Genomic DNA, 14,968 nt, shown 5'->3' on the forward strand with positions numbered 1-14,968 from the left:
GCAAAAATATTAAGGATAAATTTTGGTTATAGCGATCGATCTTGGCTCAAACACCTTTCGCGTGGCACTTATAAAAAAAGAGCAAAATGGCTTTGGTAACGAGCAAATTTATGAAAAGATAGTTGGAGCTGCAAGGGGCTTAAACGAAAGTGGCAAGATAGGCTTGGAGGCTAAAAATAGGCTTTTTGAAGCGATAGTGGAGGCTAAAAGCAAATTTGACTTTACTAAATTTAAATGTGTGGCAGTTGCGACTGAAGCTTTTAGAGTGGCATCGAATAGCGAAGAAATTTTTAGCGAGATAAGAGAGAAATTTGGCATAAATTTTCATATCATTGATGGGCAAGCTGAAGCAAAACTTACATTTTTAGGCGTGCAAAATGCCTTAAGAAAGCTTGGCATAAATGATAAATTTAGCCTGATCGACATCGGCGGTGCAAGCTCCGAGATAGGCGAAGATGGAAAATTTATAAGCTTTAAATTTGGCATCATCACCTTTTACGAGAGGTTTAAAACGCTTGATCTGATGCAAGAAAATGCAAAAATTTATACAAAAGAGGCAAGTGAATTTCTAACAAGTCTTGACAATAGACTTATCGTTCTAACTTCTGGTGTGCCGACCACTATCGCAGCACTAAAGCTTGGGTTAAACTACGAGAGCTATGATCCAAAAAAAGTGAGTGGATATGAGCTTAAAAATGGCGATCTTGCTTGGTTTGTAAATGAGCTTTTAAAGATGGATGACAAAAGCGCTGACGTGGCGGTTGGAAGAAGCAGAAAGTATCCGCTCATCGCTGGGACACTGCTCTTAAAAGAGCTACTAAGCGGGCAAGAAGCGAAATTTATAGTTATCGACGATGGGCTTAGAGAGGGCGTTGGAGCGGCTTATTTAAAAGGCATATTTCAAGAAATTATCACAAAATTTTAGTTATGATTTCAAAAATTTAAAGGAGAGAAAATGAGTATAAGAGAGCAAATTTTAGCTGATATAAAAGAGGCCATGAAAGCAAAAGATGAGTTTAAAAGGGACACTTTAAGAACGCTAAATGCAGCACTTAAGCAAGTTGAAGTCGACCAAAGGATCGAGATGACCGACGAGGTCGTGCTCCCACTACTTCAAAAAGAGATCAAAAAAAGGGCTGACTCGGTTGAGCTCTATCTAAAAGGAGCAAGAGAGGATCTAGCCAAAAAAGAGCAAAGCGAGATTGAGCTTATCAAAGCATATCTGCCAGCTCAGCTAAGCGATGATGAACTAAAAGAGAAGATCAAAAGTATCATTGAAAAGGTTGGTAAAAATTTAGGTGCTGTGATGAAAATGGCAAAAGATGAGATCGGAGCGAGCGCTGAAGCAAAACGCATAAGCATGATCGCAAAAGAGCTTTTGGGTTAAAAACCAAATAGACCCATGCAAATTTTCGCATGGGTTTTAAAAGCTATAGTTAAATTTTATACGCTACAAAAGTATTTCATTTATTTTTAAATTTTAAAAAAGCTACTTTGAAAAATAAAATAAATTTACATATTTTTTTAAAAAACCTTGACAAATGGCATTAAAGTCTATATAATTACAACTCTTAAAAACATTGGGGTATCGCCAAGCGGTAAGGCAACTGGTTTTGGTCCAGTCATTCAGAGGTTCGAATCCTCTTACCCCATCCACCTTTAAAAATCCCAAATAACTCTTATCGCGGAGTAGAGCAGTGGTAGCTCGTCGGGCTCATAACCCGAAGGTCGGCGGTTCAAATCCGTCCTCCGCAACCAAATACCGATTTTATCGGCACTACGAGCCACTTTTTAAAACACTTAAATTAAACTGAAATTGAATTTAGTAAAATTTCGATAGTTTCTTGAGATTTTTTGACGTTTGCAGTAATGTATTTTTGAGTTGTAATTATATTTGTATGCCCTAGAGTAAAAGATACTTGCTCGATAGGAATTTTAAGATAATTAATTGAGTAAGTACCTATTAAATGCCTAATATCGTGTAATCTTATCTTTGGTAGATTATTTCTTTTAAGAAGTGAAGCCCAGCTTTTACGTAAATCTTTAAATTTATCATCAGTCATAGGATTGATAAAGACATAATCATTTAGACGTTTTTGCTCTTTAGCTACTATATACCTTTTATAAAGCCTAGTATATAGCTCATCGCTCATCTTGTAGATCATATCCCTTTTTGCCTTATTGATCTTAAAAGGGATAGTATAAGTTCTTGTTTTAAAATTTATATCACTAAATTTAAGGCTTAATACTTCATTTTTACGCCTACCGTGAAGTAAGAAAAAGAATATATCAGAATTATCATCAGTGTTTTCGCAAATAGCTTTTATAAAGCGTTTTTGAATAGCTATTGAATAATCAAAATATCTCTTATTGTCAAATTTTGGGAGCTCGATAAAATCACAAGGATTTTTATTTATTAGCTCCAGTTTTATACCAAGCTTAAAAATTACTTTAAGCTTAGCAACAATATTTTTAATTGTCTTTATCTTGTAATCTTGTTTGATAAGATCATTGCAAAACTTTTGAATATCGATGAAATTTATCTCTTTTATATCTCTTAAGCCAAGAGAGTTTTTAAAATGCTTGTTGTAGGTAGCTATATCACTTCTAAGAGTAGAAGGGCTCAAGATAAGCTCATAGTAGCTAATATAGTTATCAAAAAGATCATTTAAACACATTTTTAAAACTCATTACAAATCAAAAATCTATCTACAAAACTATCAATGTCAGGGGCATTTAGATCGTGCTTTTCGTGATAGCGCGTAAAATTGTCTAAATTTCTATCGAACATTAAATTTTCAACATAAGCCAAATGTTGAACATTGACATCACCACCCAAGCTTTGATAGTAATTTAATAGCTCGTAATCTCGCATTTTACTTACTGGCTTAACTCTTTTTTCGGTCTTAAATAATTCATCGCAAATTTTTAAAATTTGCCTTTGTTTTAAAGTGCTACCAAAATTCTTTATATCATCGCTTGCATCTTCATCGACTTTATTATTTATCTTAAGCCTATCGTAAAAATTCATTAGCCTACCACCAATGTAATGCTCCAACCTACCATTTAAATAAATGATCTCTTCTTTGTTGAAAGGCAAATTTATGTAAATATAATCATCTTTTTTATTCCACTCTATCAATGCCCTATGATCGTTTGTTAGGTCATTTAAGTGATAAAAGTCTTGCATTGAGCTAATAAAATTTATCTTCCTATACACCCATAAAGGCACTTTAGTGCGTGAGCTTAGAAAACGCCTAACCTTATGCTTTACATACCACGCCGAAAGCTCATCAAAATCCTGCGTTTCTTTTAAGTTGATGAAAGTTTTTTGAATATATTTCATTACATAGCCACTAGGATTATTAATTGAAGTTTGAAAGCCGTTTAATTCGCCGTTTTTCTCTTGCTCGCTTGTAATAGCATTTGTTTTTAAATTTTGCGGGGCGTAAAAGATATTTGTATAAATTCTTTTCATAAAATCCAAAGTGTAAGCTGGAACGTAAAATAAAGCGTGGATATGTGGCACGCCATCTTTTTTGTGTGGCTCAAAGCATCTTATATAACTTCGATCTATTTTTTTAAATCTTCTTGAATATCGCATAATAAACAAATGCCATTGATAATTAAGAACAGCCACTAAATCAGAAATAGACAAAGCAACGGCATTTTTAGCCTTATATTTAACTTCATTAGGCAGATATTTATAATCAATAGGCTTAAATTTAGAGTAATCGCCACTTAAAGCACCCCTAAAACACCCATTTAATGTAATAGTTAAAAATACTGGCACTTGAAAATTATCAATCGCAAATGAGCTAAACACATTAACGCGGTTCGAAACTTCAGCGTAATATTTGGGGCTAAAGTTTGCTGACATTGAAATATCAAGCAAATTTTTAACCTGCCCTAAGCTATTGACAAAAGAAAAAGAGCGCATATACTCCCTTTGACTATCAAGCTTTTCTTGACAAAGCTCTACATCAAAGGGCGAAACACCGTATAAATTCTTTGCTCGCATAGTCACTTCCTTAAAGGTAACAATTTTTTATTAATTTGACAAGAGCCACCATTTGGCGGACTTCGTCCGCACAAATGGTTGGCTTTTTGGCTGCGCCAAAACACACTTAGGCGAAAGGGGGCTTTTATGACCCCAGCTGGCTCGTTTGTTGCACGGCTCGAAAAGGCTGGACGAACTAAAAAGCTTATTACTCGCCTTTTGCAGGGGGAAAGCCCCTGCACCCCTTTAAACTTATAAAATTTGAATTGTGAGAGTTAAAACAGAGTTTATCTCGCTGTCTTGCTCTACTGAAAAAAGATACTTAAGAAGCCAAATATCTTTAAGGATAGGAACGCCGTTACGTTGCTTAGCAATAGTTTTTTTGTTGATGCCACTAAGCACAAGAACGTCGCCACGCTTTAAAGAATACGAACTTTTAAGCTCTTTCTTTGAAACAATGGGAGTAAGTGATGAACTTTGAGAAAGGATATCTTCTAAAATGAGATGTAGATCGAAATCAATATGATCGGATAAAATTATAGGTTTTAAATTTATCTTTAAACCAATGTCTTTATATTCATAGCTATCCGTTTTTTGGTAATTAACGTTTGATATATCAGTTTTTGAAACAAGATAAGGGATATTTTGGACAGAACTAAAATAAACTTCTGTGTGATTTTTAGCTGTCAAGACTGGCGAAGATATAATTTTTGTAATGCCGTTTGTATCAAGAAAATTTAGTATGCCAAAGAATGCGCTATCATCGTTTTTAATGACGTTTGAATTAGTAATGTAAGGGGAAGTAATTAAATTTATGTAATAGGCTAAATCACCGTGATTAAGTGGCTTAAGCAAGCCTTGTAAATTTGTACCTAAATCTTTTATATCTTTTAAATTTGTTTCGGTAATTGTAAGCTTAAATGTTACTTGCTCTAAGCTTTTATCTATCTTAGCGATAGCGTATTTAACTTGATCGAAAATATAATCATCAGCTCTAAAGAAAACAGAATTTGAAGCGGTCGCATAGGTAGCATTTAAGTCAAACTGGCTTAAAATTTTATTGACATCTTCAACAACGTAATTTTTTAGATCGATACGCCTAAGATCATAATCAGGCAATTTTTGAGAGCTTACGTAGTAGAAATTATCTTTTTTATATAAGTATAAATTCTTTGCTTCAAGCATCTTTCTAAACATCGAGATCGTTATCTTAACTTCGTCTTGATAGATAAAGTAGTATTCGCCTTGATGAATGCTCTCATCTGTAACAATAGCTATATTATTAGCCTTGCTGGTAAGACGTGCGAAATCTAGCAAATCAGTGTAAATTTCAGCAGAAAAAAGGCTATTTAATAGCAGACACGGAAGAATTAGAAATTTGATTAAACTTTTCATCGGAAACACCTTTGTTATTTTTTTGTAAATTTTGAAAAACTGGCTTGTCAAATACATAGTAGTATTTAACAAGCTCGTGAGATTTTGGCTCGAAATAAAAATATAATGGGGTATGCGTTGAAGAAATGTAAGAAATCAATGACAATGGGTATAAATGGTAATCATCGCTAAAATGGCAATTATTATTAAGGCAGGTAATATCATAAATGTAAATTTCAGGTAATTCAATATTATTATTTTTAGGCTTTTTGTTATCATAAAATAAGCTGGAGCTGGCTGGAGTTTGAGAAGCTGGAACGTGAATTTTTTCAAAGGCTGGGATATTTTCATCAACAGGCTTTTCAACTTCAAACATTGACATAACAATAAAATAAAAATAAAGTAAAAGCAAAACAAGAACTAATACAGCTAAAAAGAAATAGAAGCGAACAAATGATTTTTTATTTGAGCTTTGCCCTGAATGATAAAGATTAAATACTTCTTGAAGAAATGGAATATTTATAATTTCTAGTTGATCTTTTTTATATAGTCTAAAGCTGGCATATACTTCATAACGAAATTTTTTTGAAAATAATCTTCGAGAGCTATCAACAGCCCTATAAAATTTCTCGGCTATGCGTTTGTATTCATTATTTACGAGCGTTAGATCTTGAGTAATTAAATAGATATCTTGATATAAATGCCTATGATACGTAAGCCACCATACTAAAATTTCATCTTTTTTATCTTTAAAGAAGTTGTGGCACTCGTCAAGGACGAATACACAACCAAATAAATTTAACTCTTTGGCTTTCTCATTTACTTCGTTATCGGTCGCACCAGTTTTATAAAGAGCGTATAAATTTCTTAAGCCTAAATAAAATTCATCAAAATCAAACTTCTTAAATTTATCAGATAACTCAAACTTAAATTCATTAATATTAGTGTAGCAATATGAATAATTAGGCTTTTCTTTAGGTTTAACAAATTTAGTTAAAAATGTCTTCTTAGGCTCATAAAGAAAAAGCCTATATATCATAAAGACAGCGTAATAAGTTTTACCGCTTCCAGGGTTGCCAACTAAATACGTAATCATCTTTATAACTTCGCAATAATAAAAGAAAGTAAAGTATCTCTAGCGTTTTTAAACACAAAAATGCCAATTTTAGTAGCATAGATCACAAAAAAACTAAGAAGAACGGGCGAAAAGATAGCAAAAACATCACAAAGAGCATTCCAAGCGCCAAGAGATTTTAAAACCATCATAGAAGTAGTTACGATCTTATCATTGCCAATGGAGAGATTATTAATATAATCAACAATATAATTAAATTTAGTATAGATGAAATTTAAGATAACCAATACAGCAGCAACGTAAGCAAGTATTGAAGCAAATAAAAGCCCATTTATAATAACCATTTTTGCAAAGGTTATTCCACGAAGAACAAAATCAACAACCTTACCCCATTTAAAGAAACCAAATAAATTAACAATCATTGCGATAATAGCTGGCATATATTACCCCTTTAAAAAATAAATAAAAAAAGCTTAATAGTGACTATTAAGAACAAAACAAAAAACACTACATAAAAGAAATAATAAAGCGTTTGAGAAGCTGGAGCAATAACCTTACAAATATCAAAAGTTATATCTTTTCTAAAATAAGAAAAATCAACATTATAAGTTAAAGGGCAAGTGTTAGGAATAGCGCTTTGATTAAATTTCATCAAACCACCATCTTTAATTTTAGAAATAGTATCATTTAAACTATTCTTAAAATCTTGTGCTTGTGAAATGACACTATCCAAAGCATCTTTAAAATTTGAATTAAATTTATCAGAGTCCTTTTTAAGATCAACATAATCTAATTTTTGAGCTACAGCATCATCGCCCTTACCTTCTTCACCTTTGCCGTCTTCTTTACCGTTGCCGTTATAATTTGGATTTGGCTTCGTTTCTACACCAGTCCCACCGCCACCGCTAGAACCATTACCAGCAGAGCCACCACTATTATTATTTGAAGAGTTGCCACTCTCTCCGCTAGAGTTGTTTGAGTTTTCATTATTGTCCTTTTTATCAGGATTTGAATTATCTTTGTCTTTGTCAGGTTTAGGATTATCTTTATCTTTATCGCTTGAATTTGTAGAATTGTTATCATTTTTCTTATCTTTGTCTTTGTCAGGGTTTTTATCATCTCGTTGCTTAAAATAAATTTGACGACCAGATTTACAACTTCCCAAAACAAAACCTGGACTATCATGATCGTAAAGAAGAACACCAGGGTCATAAGTTGAACCAAAACCAGAGCAAGCACAACGCATTATTTGATCAACACTTAAAGCATTAGAGCAATCAACGCAACCGCCTTGAGCTGTGCCATTTGGATAGCCAAATTTATTTAAATCTTTATCTGAGCAATCAACATAACAAAGATTATTTTCAGTATCCCAAGACTGACCAGCTGGACAAGCTGGAACACATTGTTTTAAAGAAGTATTAAAATTCTCGCCAGCATTACAAGTAGTAAATTTTGAAAGAAAATAGCGCTCAAGATAAGAAAAAGTTATTTTTCTAAAATCACCCTGTCCAACATATTTTTCATATTCATCAGAACAACCAAGATTATCATCCTTATCAAACTGACAATAAGTATATTGTTTTTGGAAAGAAGGATTATAAAAAAATAAATAATCATTTTTAAAATCAGCACGAAAACCAGACCAAGAAATACCTAAAGAATAATTAAAACCGAAATAGGTTGGGGAAGTAGTTTGAAAAACATCATTATCTATTTTAATAAAATTATTAGATAAAAAAGAAGCATTAACAGAAGGTAAAGAACCAGCATAAAAATCTAAAGATGTATTTCGAAACCCAGAAAGACCACGTCCTGTATTTTCAGAAAAACCAAAAGAGCTTAACAAGCTAAGCAGACAAAAAAGTTTTAAAAGAAATTTCATAAGAAATCCTTAAAAAGCCTTTTTTGTAAATAAGACTAAGCCAGCGCAAATCGGCAGAGTTAAGATCATAAACCAAACAAATATAGAAAAGAAGTAGTCAAAAGCTGGGACACCTATAACACTAAACATTTAAACACCTTTTTTAAATTTTGGATAGAACTATAAAAATAAACATACAGAGCAAGAAACCGCACAATGCCCCAGTTAGGGACATCAAGAAGTTATATTGCTCTAATGTTAAATTTAGATAGACTTTATCCATAATATTTATATCCTATTCATAACTGACGCACTTCGTTTGTCGGCTTAAAGCTTTGCTTCGCACTCTGCTTTTAGCTATAAATTTAAGGGCTAATTTTTAAAAAGGCTAAGGGCTGAAGTAATACCAGTAACAAAAGCAAAGAAAACTATAACAGCACCAAAGAAAGAGTTTAAAAATATACCAAACTTCGTAACGTCTATAAAATCAAAATACATTTTTAACCTTTTTAAAAATTAGCCCCAATTAAGGGGCAAACACTTATTTCAAAGAGAAAAAAGCCTTTTATCTCAAAAGAGAGAAACCTTTTTTCACAGCGAAAACGACAGCAAGAACGCCGATAATAGCACCAGCAATCCCCATAAACGGACCAATGTCAGGAGTTCCGCTAACAGTGCCGTCAGCCGCCATTGTCATACCAGCAGCCAAAGCGTTACTTGAAAGAACGCTAACAGCCGCAACACCAGCTAAAACCTTAGATTTAGCAGAAGCAAGAAATTTCATCTGAAATCCTTTTTTTAAGAAATTTAGTAGTCTTTAACTACTTAAAAAAGGAAACACTCTTTTTTAAATAGTTAAAGGGGCTAAACCCCTTTAATTTATTGTTTCTTATCAGCTTTATTAGCTGGCTTTGTGTCAAATAAGAAATATTCAACTGGATTTGCTATTGTGATTATTCTTTGGTCGTTTGGGAAACCGCCTTCAACTGGTATCTCTTCGCCTTTACGAAATTTCTCTTTAATCGCACTTGCTACAAGACCAGCAGTGTTATTATCAGGGCAGATAATTTTAAAGATAACTTTTTGCTCTACTTCATCGGTAAAGCCAGTCTTTTCATTGACAACGTCATAGATATTTGATGAAGAAATACGCACTGAAGAAGAGTAATCATTACCTTCGAACTTGCCAGAAGCTGAACTTCTTACAAGACCGCCTTTTAGAATGTATTTTAAATCATAGTCAGATTTAACGATTTGCATTTTTAACACCTTTTTTAGTTTATTTATTTTTGAAACACCATTTAACATAGCCCCGAAAAGGTGTTTCGTCCAAACGGGGCTAGAATAGTTTAATGCCATATTCAGGGCAAAATTTACATTATTTCGATAAAATCGAAACATATGTAACATTTACATACTTTCAACACGTAAATATTACATAATATAAAATTAAACAAAGCTTAAATATGTAAATTTTACAGGTAAAAAAATGACAAATGCAGAAATCGCAAAAAAGCTAAAAATAGCCGAAAAAACAATATACAACTGGCGAAAAAATAGAAAAGAACTATTTGAAGTAATAGAAGATGGTCTAAATTTAAAGGAAAACAAAGAAAGTATATATGTAAATGATACATATAAAGAATTAATAGATCTATTAGAAAAACTATCGCAACAAGAAATTCAATACTACATATCAGACATAAAAACAAGAATTTTAAAAAAGGAAATCGACAAATGAGAAAATTATTAATTCTTATCATCGCTATAATAAATTTAAATGCAATAAATATAAGACCAGTACAAGAACAAAAATACTGCAAAGAAAATAAAGACAGATCAAAAACCGAACAAGAGAAAATTATTTATGAAATAAGATGCAAAGAAACACTAAGCGAAAAATTTATGAAAGAAATTAACAATAAAGTAAAAGAAGTAAAAGAAGAATTAAACAAAAAAGGCTTAGATACAAGCGAGAAATTTGAAATATCACTAAATGAAAAAGAAGCAGTAAAAAGCATAATTGAAGCAGAAATACAAAAAATATATCTGCAATACAAAGAACGCTACAAAAACAGCCCAGAAGTAATGGAAATAAATTTTTGGAAAATACAAATTGATGAACAAAAAGACCAAAAAAAGAAGCTAGAAATAATAATGAAATAGACTAAGCATAAACAAGCTTAATATCAAGAGCATTCACGACCTTAAATATACTTTCAAATCTAGGCTTTGAATTCTCTTTAAACATCTTATAAAAGCTTTCTCTATTTAAATTTGCCTTCTTTGCAACGTTTTCAATGCCTTTTGACTTTGCTATATAAAATAATGCTCTTTTAAACTCTTCAATATCGCCATCGGCTAAGACTTGATTTAAATACTCTTTTCTTAATTCATCAGTTGTTAAATAGTCTTCTAAATTAAATTTAGTAAATTCTTCTTTCATTTATAATCCTTTAAAATTTCTTTTGCTTTTTTAATGTCATCGCTTTGGCTATCTTTATCACCAGCATTTAACAATATAACTATTTCATTGCCATTAAAAGTAAAAAATATCCTTAACCCACCACGATTAAAAAACCTAAGTTCGTATAAGTCTGTATCAATAAATTTATAATCCCCTAAATGATCTTTTGTTTCTATCTGTTCCAATCTTCTTAATATAGAAACCTTGACAATAGGATTATTTAACTTATGTAACCACTTATCAAATGTTGAGCTTTTTAATACTTTCATAGGGCAAATTTTAACAAATGTAGCTTAATGGCTACTTATAAAAATAGCGCATAACACTCATAACCCGAAGGTCGGCGGTTCAAATCCGTCCTCCGCAACCAAATACCAAGGACTTTTACCACCTTTTAACTAAACACCAACTCCCATACCATCACGTATATCATCAACATTTAGATGGACGTAATGCAGGCTACTTTTAATATCTGTATGACCCATAAAAGCCATCAATTTATGAGCGTTAAATCCCTTCAAACTCACTAACCTAGAAGCCACCGTATGGCGTAATACATAAAGTCCGTGAGTGTTGCTAGTCCCTAAATATCCAAGATGGTTTCTCACAGCCCACCACATACGATTTGCTGTATCGTGATTTAGGTGAGTTATAGGACACTTATCTAGGGGTAAGTCTTTGTAGCTATAATAAAGTTAATTTAAGGCATCAAATTTATTTCGGCAGTGAGGTATTACTTTTTGCAGCTATAATAAAGCTCATTAAGGCATTAAATAGCGCGTATATGAGGTGCACCACTATTTTTACTCTAAAGAGTTTAAATATTTATAATTATGTTTTTTGCTGTTTCAAAATTTCGTTTTAAAATTTTTAACGATAATTTTAATTTGTAAAATTTCATTAACCATCAAATTTAGTAGATAAATTTAAATTAACACAAGGCTTTTTATATCTTATCCGCGACACATCTAGCAAGTTCATCTTCACTATCACCCGGATATTCACTCCAAAAATCAATCTTCAAAATTTTTCCTAATTCCTTTAAATTTTGCAAATAATCCAGCCAACGACCATCTATATAATCAACCTTTTTAACTTCTGAGAGTAGAATTTCTTGTGTTTTTAGCTCGTAAGATTTTCTAATAAATACTCCATCATAACCATCATCTTCTTGCGCATCATTTAAAGATTTATACTTTTCTATACACTCTTTGTATCTCTTGTGCTCTTCATTGCCAGGGTATAGCAAATTTGCACTTTTATCTAGCCTATGATTTACAAAGTCCATTTGCACTATATACTCTGGCACAGGACCATTATTAACATTACTCAAATACTTTACAAGCCTAAAATCTTTTCCGTCTAGCGCAAAAACATATTCCCAGTATCCGTACTTGCCATAACTATAGAAAAATTTTAGTTCGCTATTTTTTATCTCTACTGCAAGCTCTGGTGGAAAATAAGCTCCGCCATCTTCATTTGGGCTCTCAAATATATCTCGCTTAGTTACTACAGCCTCATATTTGTCGCCATTTGAGAGCAAGATCACGATACCACGACGATTTTTATTTACTATTTGACACCATTTATCATCTTTAGTGCTCCCATCACAACTATCACTAAAAGTTAAAAATTTATCCTTAAATGTTTCTTGAGTTACTACAACTGCATCCTCTATGTCATCTTTATTTAGATCACCCTTGATGGCATCATATAGTGCAGTTTGTTTTGGCAATGATGCTTTTACAGCCGCTAGCATCTTATCATCTAGCTTGGATAAATTCTCTATCTCATACTCATCACCAGAAAAAGGTATGTTCATCTGCTTTAAAGTTTTTAGCATAAATGTTGAGTTTTTCTCTACATTACTCGTACTAATATCTTGAGCAAAGGTAAAATTTAGCATTAAAAAAGGAATACAAACGAGAACTCCAAATTTAAACATTTTTATTCCTTTATCTTTATAAATTTAAACCAAAATTTCTCTTTGACCTTTTGCATTGACTGGGCTTAAAACGCCCATTTTCTCCATTTGTTCTATTATATTTGCAGCCTTGTTATAGCCTATTTTTAGGCGTCTTTGTAGGTAGCTGATCGAAGTTTTTTGCTCGCTTAAGATGATCTCTTTTGCCTCTTCATATAGCTCATCAAGCTCTTCTTCGCCTAGCACGCCAGTAGCCGAGCCTGCGCTAGAGCCCTCTTCTGCTAAGAATTTCTCGTCATATATCACATCTTGTTGCTCTTTTAAGAAATTTACGATTGTCTCGATCTCTTTTTCACTAGCAAATGGCGCATGCAGTCTGATCACTCCAGGACTTCCAGGAGGCGTAAATAACATGTCCCCGCGTCCTAGCAAGCTCTCAGCTCCCATTTGATCTAAAATAACCTTACTATCGATCCTCTGCCCCACTCTATAGCTTATCCTACTTGGTAAATTTGCCTTTATAAGACCAGTCACGACATCGACACTTGGGCGCTGGGTCGCTACTATCAAGTGTATGCCACTAGCCCTTGCCATCTGCGCTAGACGGCCTATATAAAGCTCCACGTCCTTGCCGCTAGTCATCATAAGATCGGCTAGCTCATCGATGATCACGACTATGTATGGGAACTGCTCGCCGCCCTCGCTCTTCATCTTTTCGTTGTAGCTCTCAATGTTTTTTGTGCGAGTTTGGCTCATTATCTTATATCTTCGCTCCATCTCAGCGACCATGTTTGAAAGCGCAGTGATCGCCTTTTTTGCTTCTGTGATAACAGGCGTCAAAAGGTGTGGAATGTCGTTATATATACTAAATTCAAGCATCTTTGGATCGATCATCATTAGGCGCAAAGTTTGTGGGCTATTTCTATAAAGCAAACTTAAAAGCATCGCGTTTATGCCCACACTCTTGCCAGATCCTGTTGTGCCAGCGATCAGCAAATGCGGGAGCTTTTTAAGGTCGGTTACAAAAGGAGCGCCCACGATATCCTTACCAAGCGCCATTGTTAGCGGACTGCTAGCGTTTTTAAAGACTTCGCTCTCTAAAATTTCTTTTAGATAGATCGTCTCTAAATTTTGATTTGGAACCTCGATGCCAACGACATCTTTGCCAGGGATCGGCGCTTGGATACGGATAGTTTGAGCCTTTAGCGCCATGGCTAGGTCATCTTGCAAAGTGAGAATTTTACTCACCTTTATGTGTGGGGCTGGGCGAAATTCAAATGTAGTGACGATAGGGCCAGTGTAGGTTCGCACCACGTCGCCATCTATCTTAAATTTACGCAGTTTATCGAGTAAATTTGAAATTTGCTGGTCGATCTCGGCCTCATTTATATTGTGCGAGCGCTTTGGAGGGTCGTTTAGAAATTTAAGCGGTGGCAAAACAAAGTCTTTTGGCTTTTCGACCTTGCCGCGTTCTATCTGATCAAGAAGTTTTTTGTTTTCAGCCACTTCATTTAGAATTTCAACCCCGCTTATAGTTGCAGGTCTGCTCTCTTGTGCCGGCTCCATCTCTGGCTCTGGCTCGCTCTCTAAATTTGGCTCATCATCATTTAGCACCTGAGCATCTATAAGCTCTTCTTCTCTTATCTCTTCGGCTTTTGGCTTTTTGCTCTCTATCTTTGGTATCTGCCTTGCCCTTACCTCTTTTACGCCTCTGCTTTTTTCTTCATAGCTATTTGGCTCTTTATCTACAAAAGCCTTTCTTAAAACGATGATAAAATTTTCTCTAAAAGCAAGCCCAAGCGAGATGATAAATATCATAAGTATAGCAACCGCAGTGCCGATAGCACCGATGACTTCTTTTAGAGCTGAGACTATAAAGCCGCCTATCACGCCGCTATTTGCTCCAGAAGTAGTTAGCGCTTGAAACATCAAAAATGCGACAAAAAATAGAAAAATCCCAACCACAAACTGGGCAAAATCAAAGTCAAATTTCTTAAAATTTTTATATACAAAATAGCCTAGAACGATAAGCAAAAATGGATAAACATAGGCGATAAGTCCAAAATATTTAATATTAAAAACGCCAAGGCTTTGTCCAAGTGAGCCTACAAAATCAGCAGTCGGAGCAGCCGTAGCGATACCAAAATATATAAAAAAACAAACAAAAATAGTAAATAATATATGTCGTAAAATCTTAGATCCTTTATAAAAAAGGCTTATTATAGCACGCCAGAGTTTAATTTTTAAAAAATCAGCAAGCCAAG

At 33.6% G+C, this 14,968-nt stretch carries 17 protein-coding genes and 2 tRNA genes; 6 read left to right on the top strand and 13 right to left on the bottom strand.

Annotated features, from left to right (window positions below):
* Positions 1–22 precede the first annotated feature (22 nt).
* From CVT08_RS05020 to CVT08_RS05035, 4 genes are all read left to right on the top strand, one after another.
* Positions 23–925 (top strand): disulfide bond formation protein DsbA, encoded by a 903-nt coding sequence (locus CVT08_RS05020; RefSeq protein ID WP_107856204.1) that lies wholly within the window; start codon positions 23–25, stop codon positions 923–925.
* 30 nt (positions 926–955) lie between these two features.
* Positions 956–1,387 (top strand): GatB/YqeY domain-containing protein, encoded by a 432-nt coding sequence (locus CVT08_RS05025; RefSeq protein ID WP_103586352.1) that lies wholly within the window; start codon positions 956–958, stop codon positions 1,385–1,387.
* Between the two features lie 194 nt (positions 1,388–1,581).
* Positions 1,582–1,656, top strand: a tRNA-Gln gene (locus CVT08_RS05030).
* Positions 1,657–1,683: 27 nt separating this feature from the next.
* Positions 1,684–1,758, top strand: a tRNA-Met gene (locus CVT08_RS05035).
* Positions 1,759–1,805: 47 nt separating this feature from the next.
* Here the strand turns inward: CVT08_RS05035 and CVT08_RS05040 are convergent.
* The 8 genes from CVT08_RS05040 to CVT08_RS05075 form a co-directional block, all read right to left on the bottom strand.
* Entirely contained in the window at positions 1,806–2,678 is an 873-nt protein-coding gene (locus tag CVT08_RS05040; RefSeq protein WP_107856205.1) for a tyrosine-type recombinase/integrase, read from the bottom strand.
* 2 nt (positions 2,679–2,680) lie between these two features.
* The gene (locus CVT08_RS05045; protein WP_107856206.1) at positions 2,681–4,021 is read right to left on the bottom strand and encodes a rolling circle replication-associated protein; all 1,341 of its coding nucleotides are present in this window, start codon (positions 4,019–4,021) and stop codon (positions 2,681–2,683) included.
* Between the two features lie 231 nt (positions 4,022–4,252).
* Positions 4,253–5,395, bottom strand: a complete 1,143-nt coding sequence (locus tag CVT08_RS05050; RefSeq protein ID WP_107856207.1) for a type II secretion system protein GspD — start codon at positions 5,393–5,395, stop codon at positions 4,253–4,255.
* Entirely contained in the window at positions 5,346–6,470 is a 1,125-nt protein-coding gene (locus CVT08_RS05055) for a zonular occludens toxin domain-containing protein (protein WP_107856208.1), read from the bottom strand. The genes CVT08_RS05050 and CVT08_RS05055 overlap by 50 nt, the downstream gene beginning before the upstream one ends.
* A 2-nt stretch (positions 6,471–6,472) precedes the next feature.
* Positions 6,473–6,889, bottom strand: coding sequence for a fatty acid synthesis protein (locus CVT08_RS05060; RefSeq protein ID WP_107856209.1), 417 nt, complete (start codon positions 6,887–6,889; stop codon positions 6,473–6,475).
* A gap of 11 nt (positions 6,890–6,900) precedes the next feature.
* On the bottom strand, positions 6,901–8,334 hold the full coding sequence (locus CVT08_RS05065; RefSeq protein ID WP_107856210.1) for a hypothetical protein: 1,434 nt from the start codon (positions 8,332–8,334) through the stop codon (positions 6,901–6,903).
* A 544-nt stretch (positions 8,335–8,878) separates the two neighbouring features.
* Entirely contained in the window at positions 8,879–9,097 is a 219-nt protein-coding gene (locus tag CVT08_RS05070) for a hypothetical protein (RefSeq protein ID WP_107856211.1), read from the bottom strand.
* Between the two features lie 95 nt (positions 9,098–9,192).
* Positions 9,193–9,573, bottom strand: coding sequence for a hypothetical protein (locus tag CVT08_RS05075; protein ID WP_230855901.1), 381 nt, complete (start codon positions 9,571–9,573; stop codon positions 9,193–9,195).
* A 229-nt stretch (positions 9,574–9,802) separates the two neighbouring features.
* Here CVT08_RS05075 and CVT08_RS05080 point away from each other — a divergent pair, with 229 nt between their 5' ends.
* Together CVT08_RS05080 and CVT08_RS05085 are read left to right on the top strand one after the other, a co-directional pair.
* Entirely contained in the window at positions 9,803–10,054 is a 252-nt protein-coding gene (locus CVT08_RS05080) for a hypothetical protein (RefSeq protein WP_107856213.1), read from the top strand.
* The gene (locus CVT08_RS05085) at positions 10,051–10,479 is read left to right on the top strand and encodes a hypothetical protein (protein ID WP_107856214.1); all 429 of its coding nucleotides are present in this window, start codon (positions 10,051–10,053) and stop codon (positions 10,477–10,479) included. Before CVT08_RS05080 ends, CVT08_RS05085 begins: the two co-directional genes overlap by 4 nt.
* A 1-nt stretch (position 10,480) precedes the next feature.
* On the opposite strand, the gene CVT08_RS05090 is transcribed toward CVT08_RS05085, so the two are convergent.
* From CVT08_RS05090 to CVT08_RS05110, 5 genes are all read right to left on the bottom strand, one after another.
* The gene (locus CVT08_RS05090; protein WP_009293986.1) at positions 10,481–10,759 is read right to left on the bottom strand and encodes an addiction module antidote protein; all 279 of its coding nucleotides are present in this window, start codon (positions 10,757–10,759) and stop codon (positions 10,481–10,483) included.
* Positions 10,756–11,049, bottom strand: coding sequence for a type II toxin-antitoxin system RelE/ParE family toxin (locus tag CVT08_RS05095; protein ID WP_107856215.1), 294 nt, complete (start codon positions 11,047–11,049; stop codon positions 10,756–10,758). The genes CVT08_RS05090 and CVT08_RS05095 overlap by 4 nt, the downstream gene beginning before the upstream one ends.
* Before the next feature lie 129 nt (positions 11,050–11,178).
* On the bottom strand, positions 11,179–11,433 hold the full coding sequence (locus CVT08_RS10425; RefSeq protein WP_223227513.1) for a site-specific integrase: 255 nt from the start codon (positions 11,431–11,433) through the stop codon (positions 11,179–11,181).
* A gap of 293 nt (positions 11,434–11,726) precedes the next feature.
* Positions 11,727–12,725, bottom strand: a complete 999-nt coding sequence (locus CVT08_RS05105) for a hypothetical protein (RefSeq protein WP_107856216.1) — start codon at positions 12,723–12,725, stop codon at positions 11,727–11,729.
* Between the two features lie 24 nt (positions 12,726–12,749).
* Positions 12,750–14,945 (bottom strand): FtsK/SpoIIIE family DNA translocase, encoded by a 2,196-nt coding sequence (locus CVT08_RS05110; protein WP_413784344.1) that lies wholly within the window; start codon positions 14,943–14,945, stop codon positions 12,750–12,752.
* Between the last annotated feature and the right edge of the window lie 23 nt (positions 14,946–14,968).

Source organism: Campylobacter concisus (assembly GCF_003048835.2).
Classification (GTDB): domain Bacteria; phylum Campylobacterota; class Campylobacteria; order Campylobacterales; family Campylobacteraceae; genus Campylobacter_A; species Campylobacter_A concisus_D.

Excerpts from the sequence above, each read along its gene's own strand:
- CVT08_RS05025 (WP_103586352.1), top strand. The coding sequence starts at position 956 with ATGAGTATAAGAGAGCAAATTTTAGCTGATATAAAAGAGGCCATGAAA.
- CVT08_RS05040 (WP_107856205.1), bottom strand. The coding sequence starts at position 2,678 with ATGTGTTTAAATGATCTTTTTGATAACTATATTAGCTACTATGAGCTT.
- CVT08_RS05045 (WP_107856206.1), bottom strand. The coding sequence starts at position 4,021 with ATGCGAGCAAAGAATTTATACGGTGTTTCGCCCTTTGATGTAGAGCTT.
- CVT08_RS05050 (WP_107856207.1), bottom strand. The coding sequence starts at position 5,395 with ATGAAAAGTTTAATCAAATTTCTAATTCTTCCGTGTCTGCTATTAAAT.
- CVT08_RS05055 (WP_107856208.1), bottom strand. The coding sequence starts at position 6,470 with ATGATTACGTATTTAGTTGGCAACCCTGGAAGCGGTAAAACTTATTAC.
- CVT08_RS05060 (WP_107856209.1), bottom strand. The coding sequence starts at position 6,889 with ATGCCAGCTATTATCGCAATGATTGTTAATTTATTTGGTTTCTTTAAA.
- CVT08_RS05065 (WP_107856210.1), bottom strand. The coding sequence starts at position 8,334 with ATGAAATTTCTTTTAAAACTTTTTTGTCTGCTTAGCTTGTTAAGCTCT.
- CVT08_RS05070 (WP_107856211.1), bottom strand. The coding sequence starts at position 9,097 with ATGAAATTTCTTGCTTCTGCTAAATCTAAGGTTTTAGCTGGTGTTGCG.
- CVT08_RS05075 (WP_230855901.1), bottom strand. The coding sequence starts at position 9,573 with ATGCAAATCGTTAAATCTGACTATGATTTAAAATACATTCTAAAAGGC.
- CVT08_RS05080 (WP_107856213.1), top strand. The coding sequence starts at position 9,803 with ATGACAAATGCAGAAATCGCAAAAAAGCTAAAAATAGCCGAAAAAACA.
- CVT08_RS05085 (WP_107856214.1), top strand. The coding sequence starts at position 10,051 with ATGAGAAAATTATTAATTCTTATCATCGCTATAATAAATTTAAATGCA.
- CVT08_RS05090 (WP_009293986.1), bottom strand. The coding sequence starts at position 10,759 with ATGAAAGAAGAATTTACTAAATTTAATTTAGAAGACTATTTAACAACT.
- CVT08_RS05095 (WP_107856215.1), bottom strand. The coding sequence starts at position 11,049 with ATGAAAGTATTAAAAAGCTCAACATTTGATAAGTGGTTACATAAGTTA.
- CVT08_RS05105 (WP_107856216.1), bottom strand. The coding sequence starts at position 12,725 with ATGTTTAAATTTGGAGTTCTCGTTTGTATTCCTTTTTTAATGCTAAAT.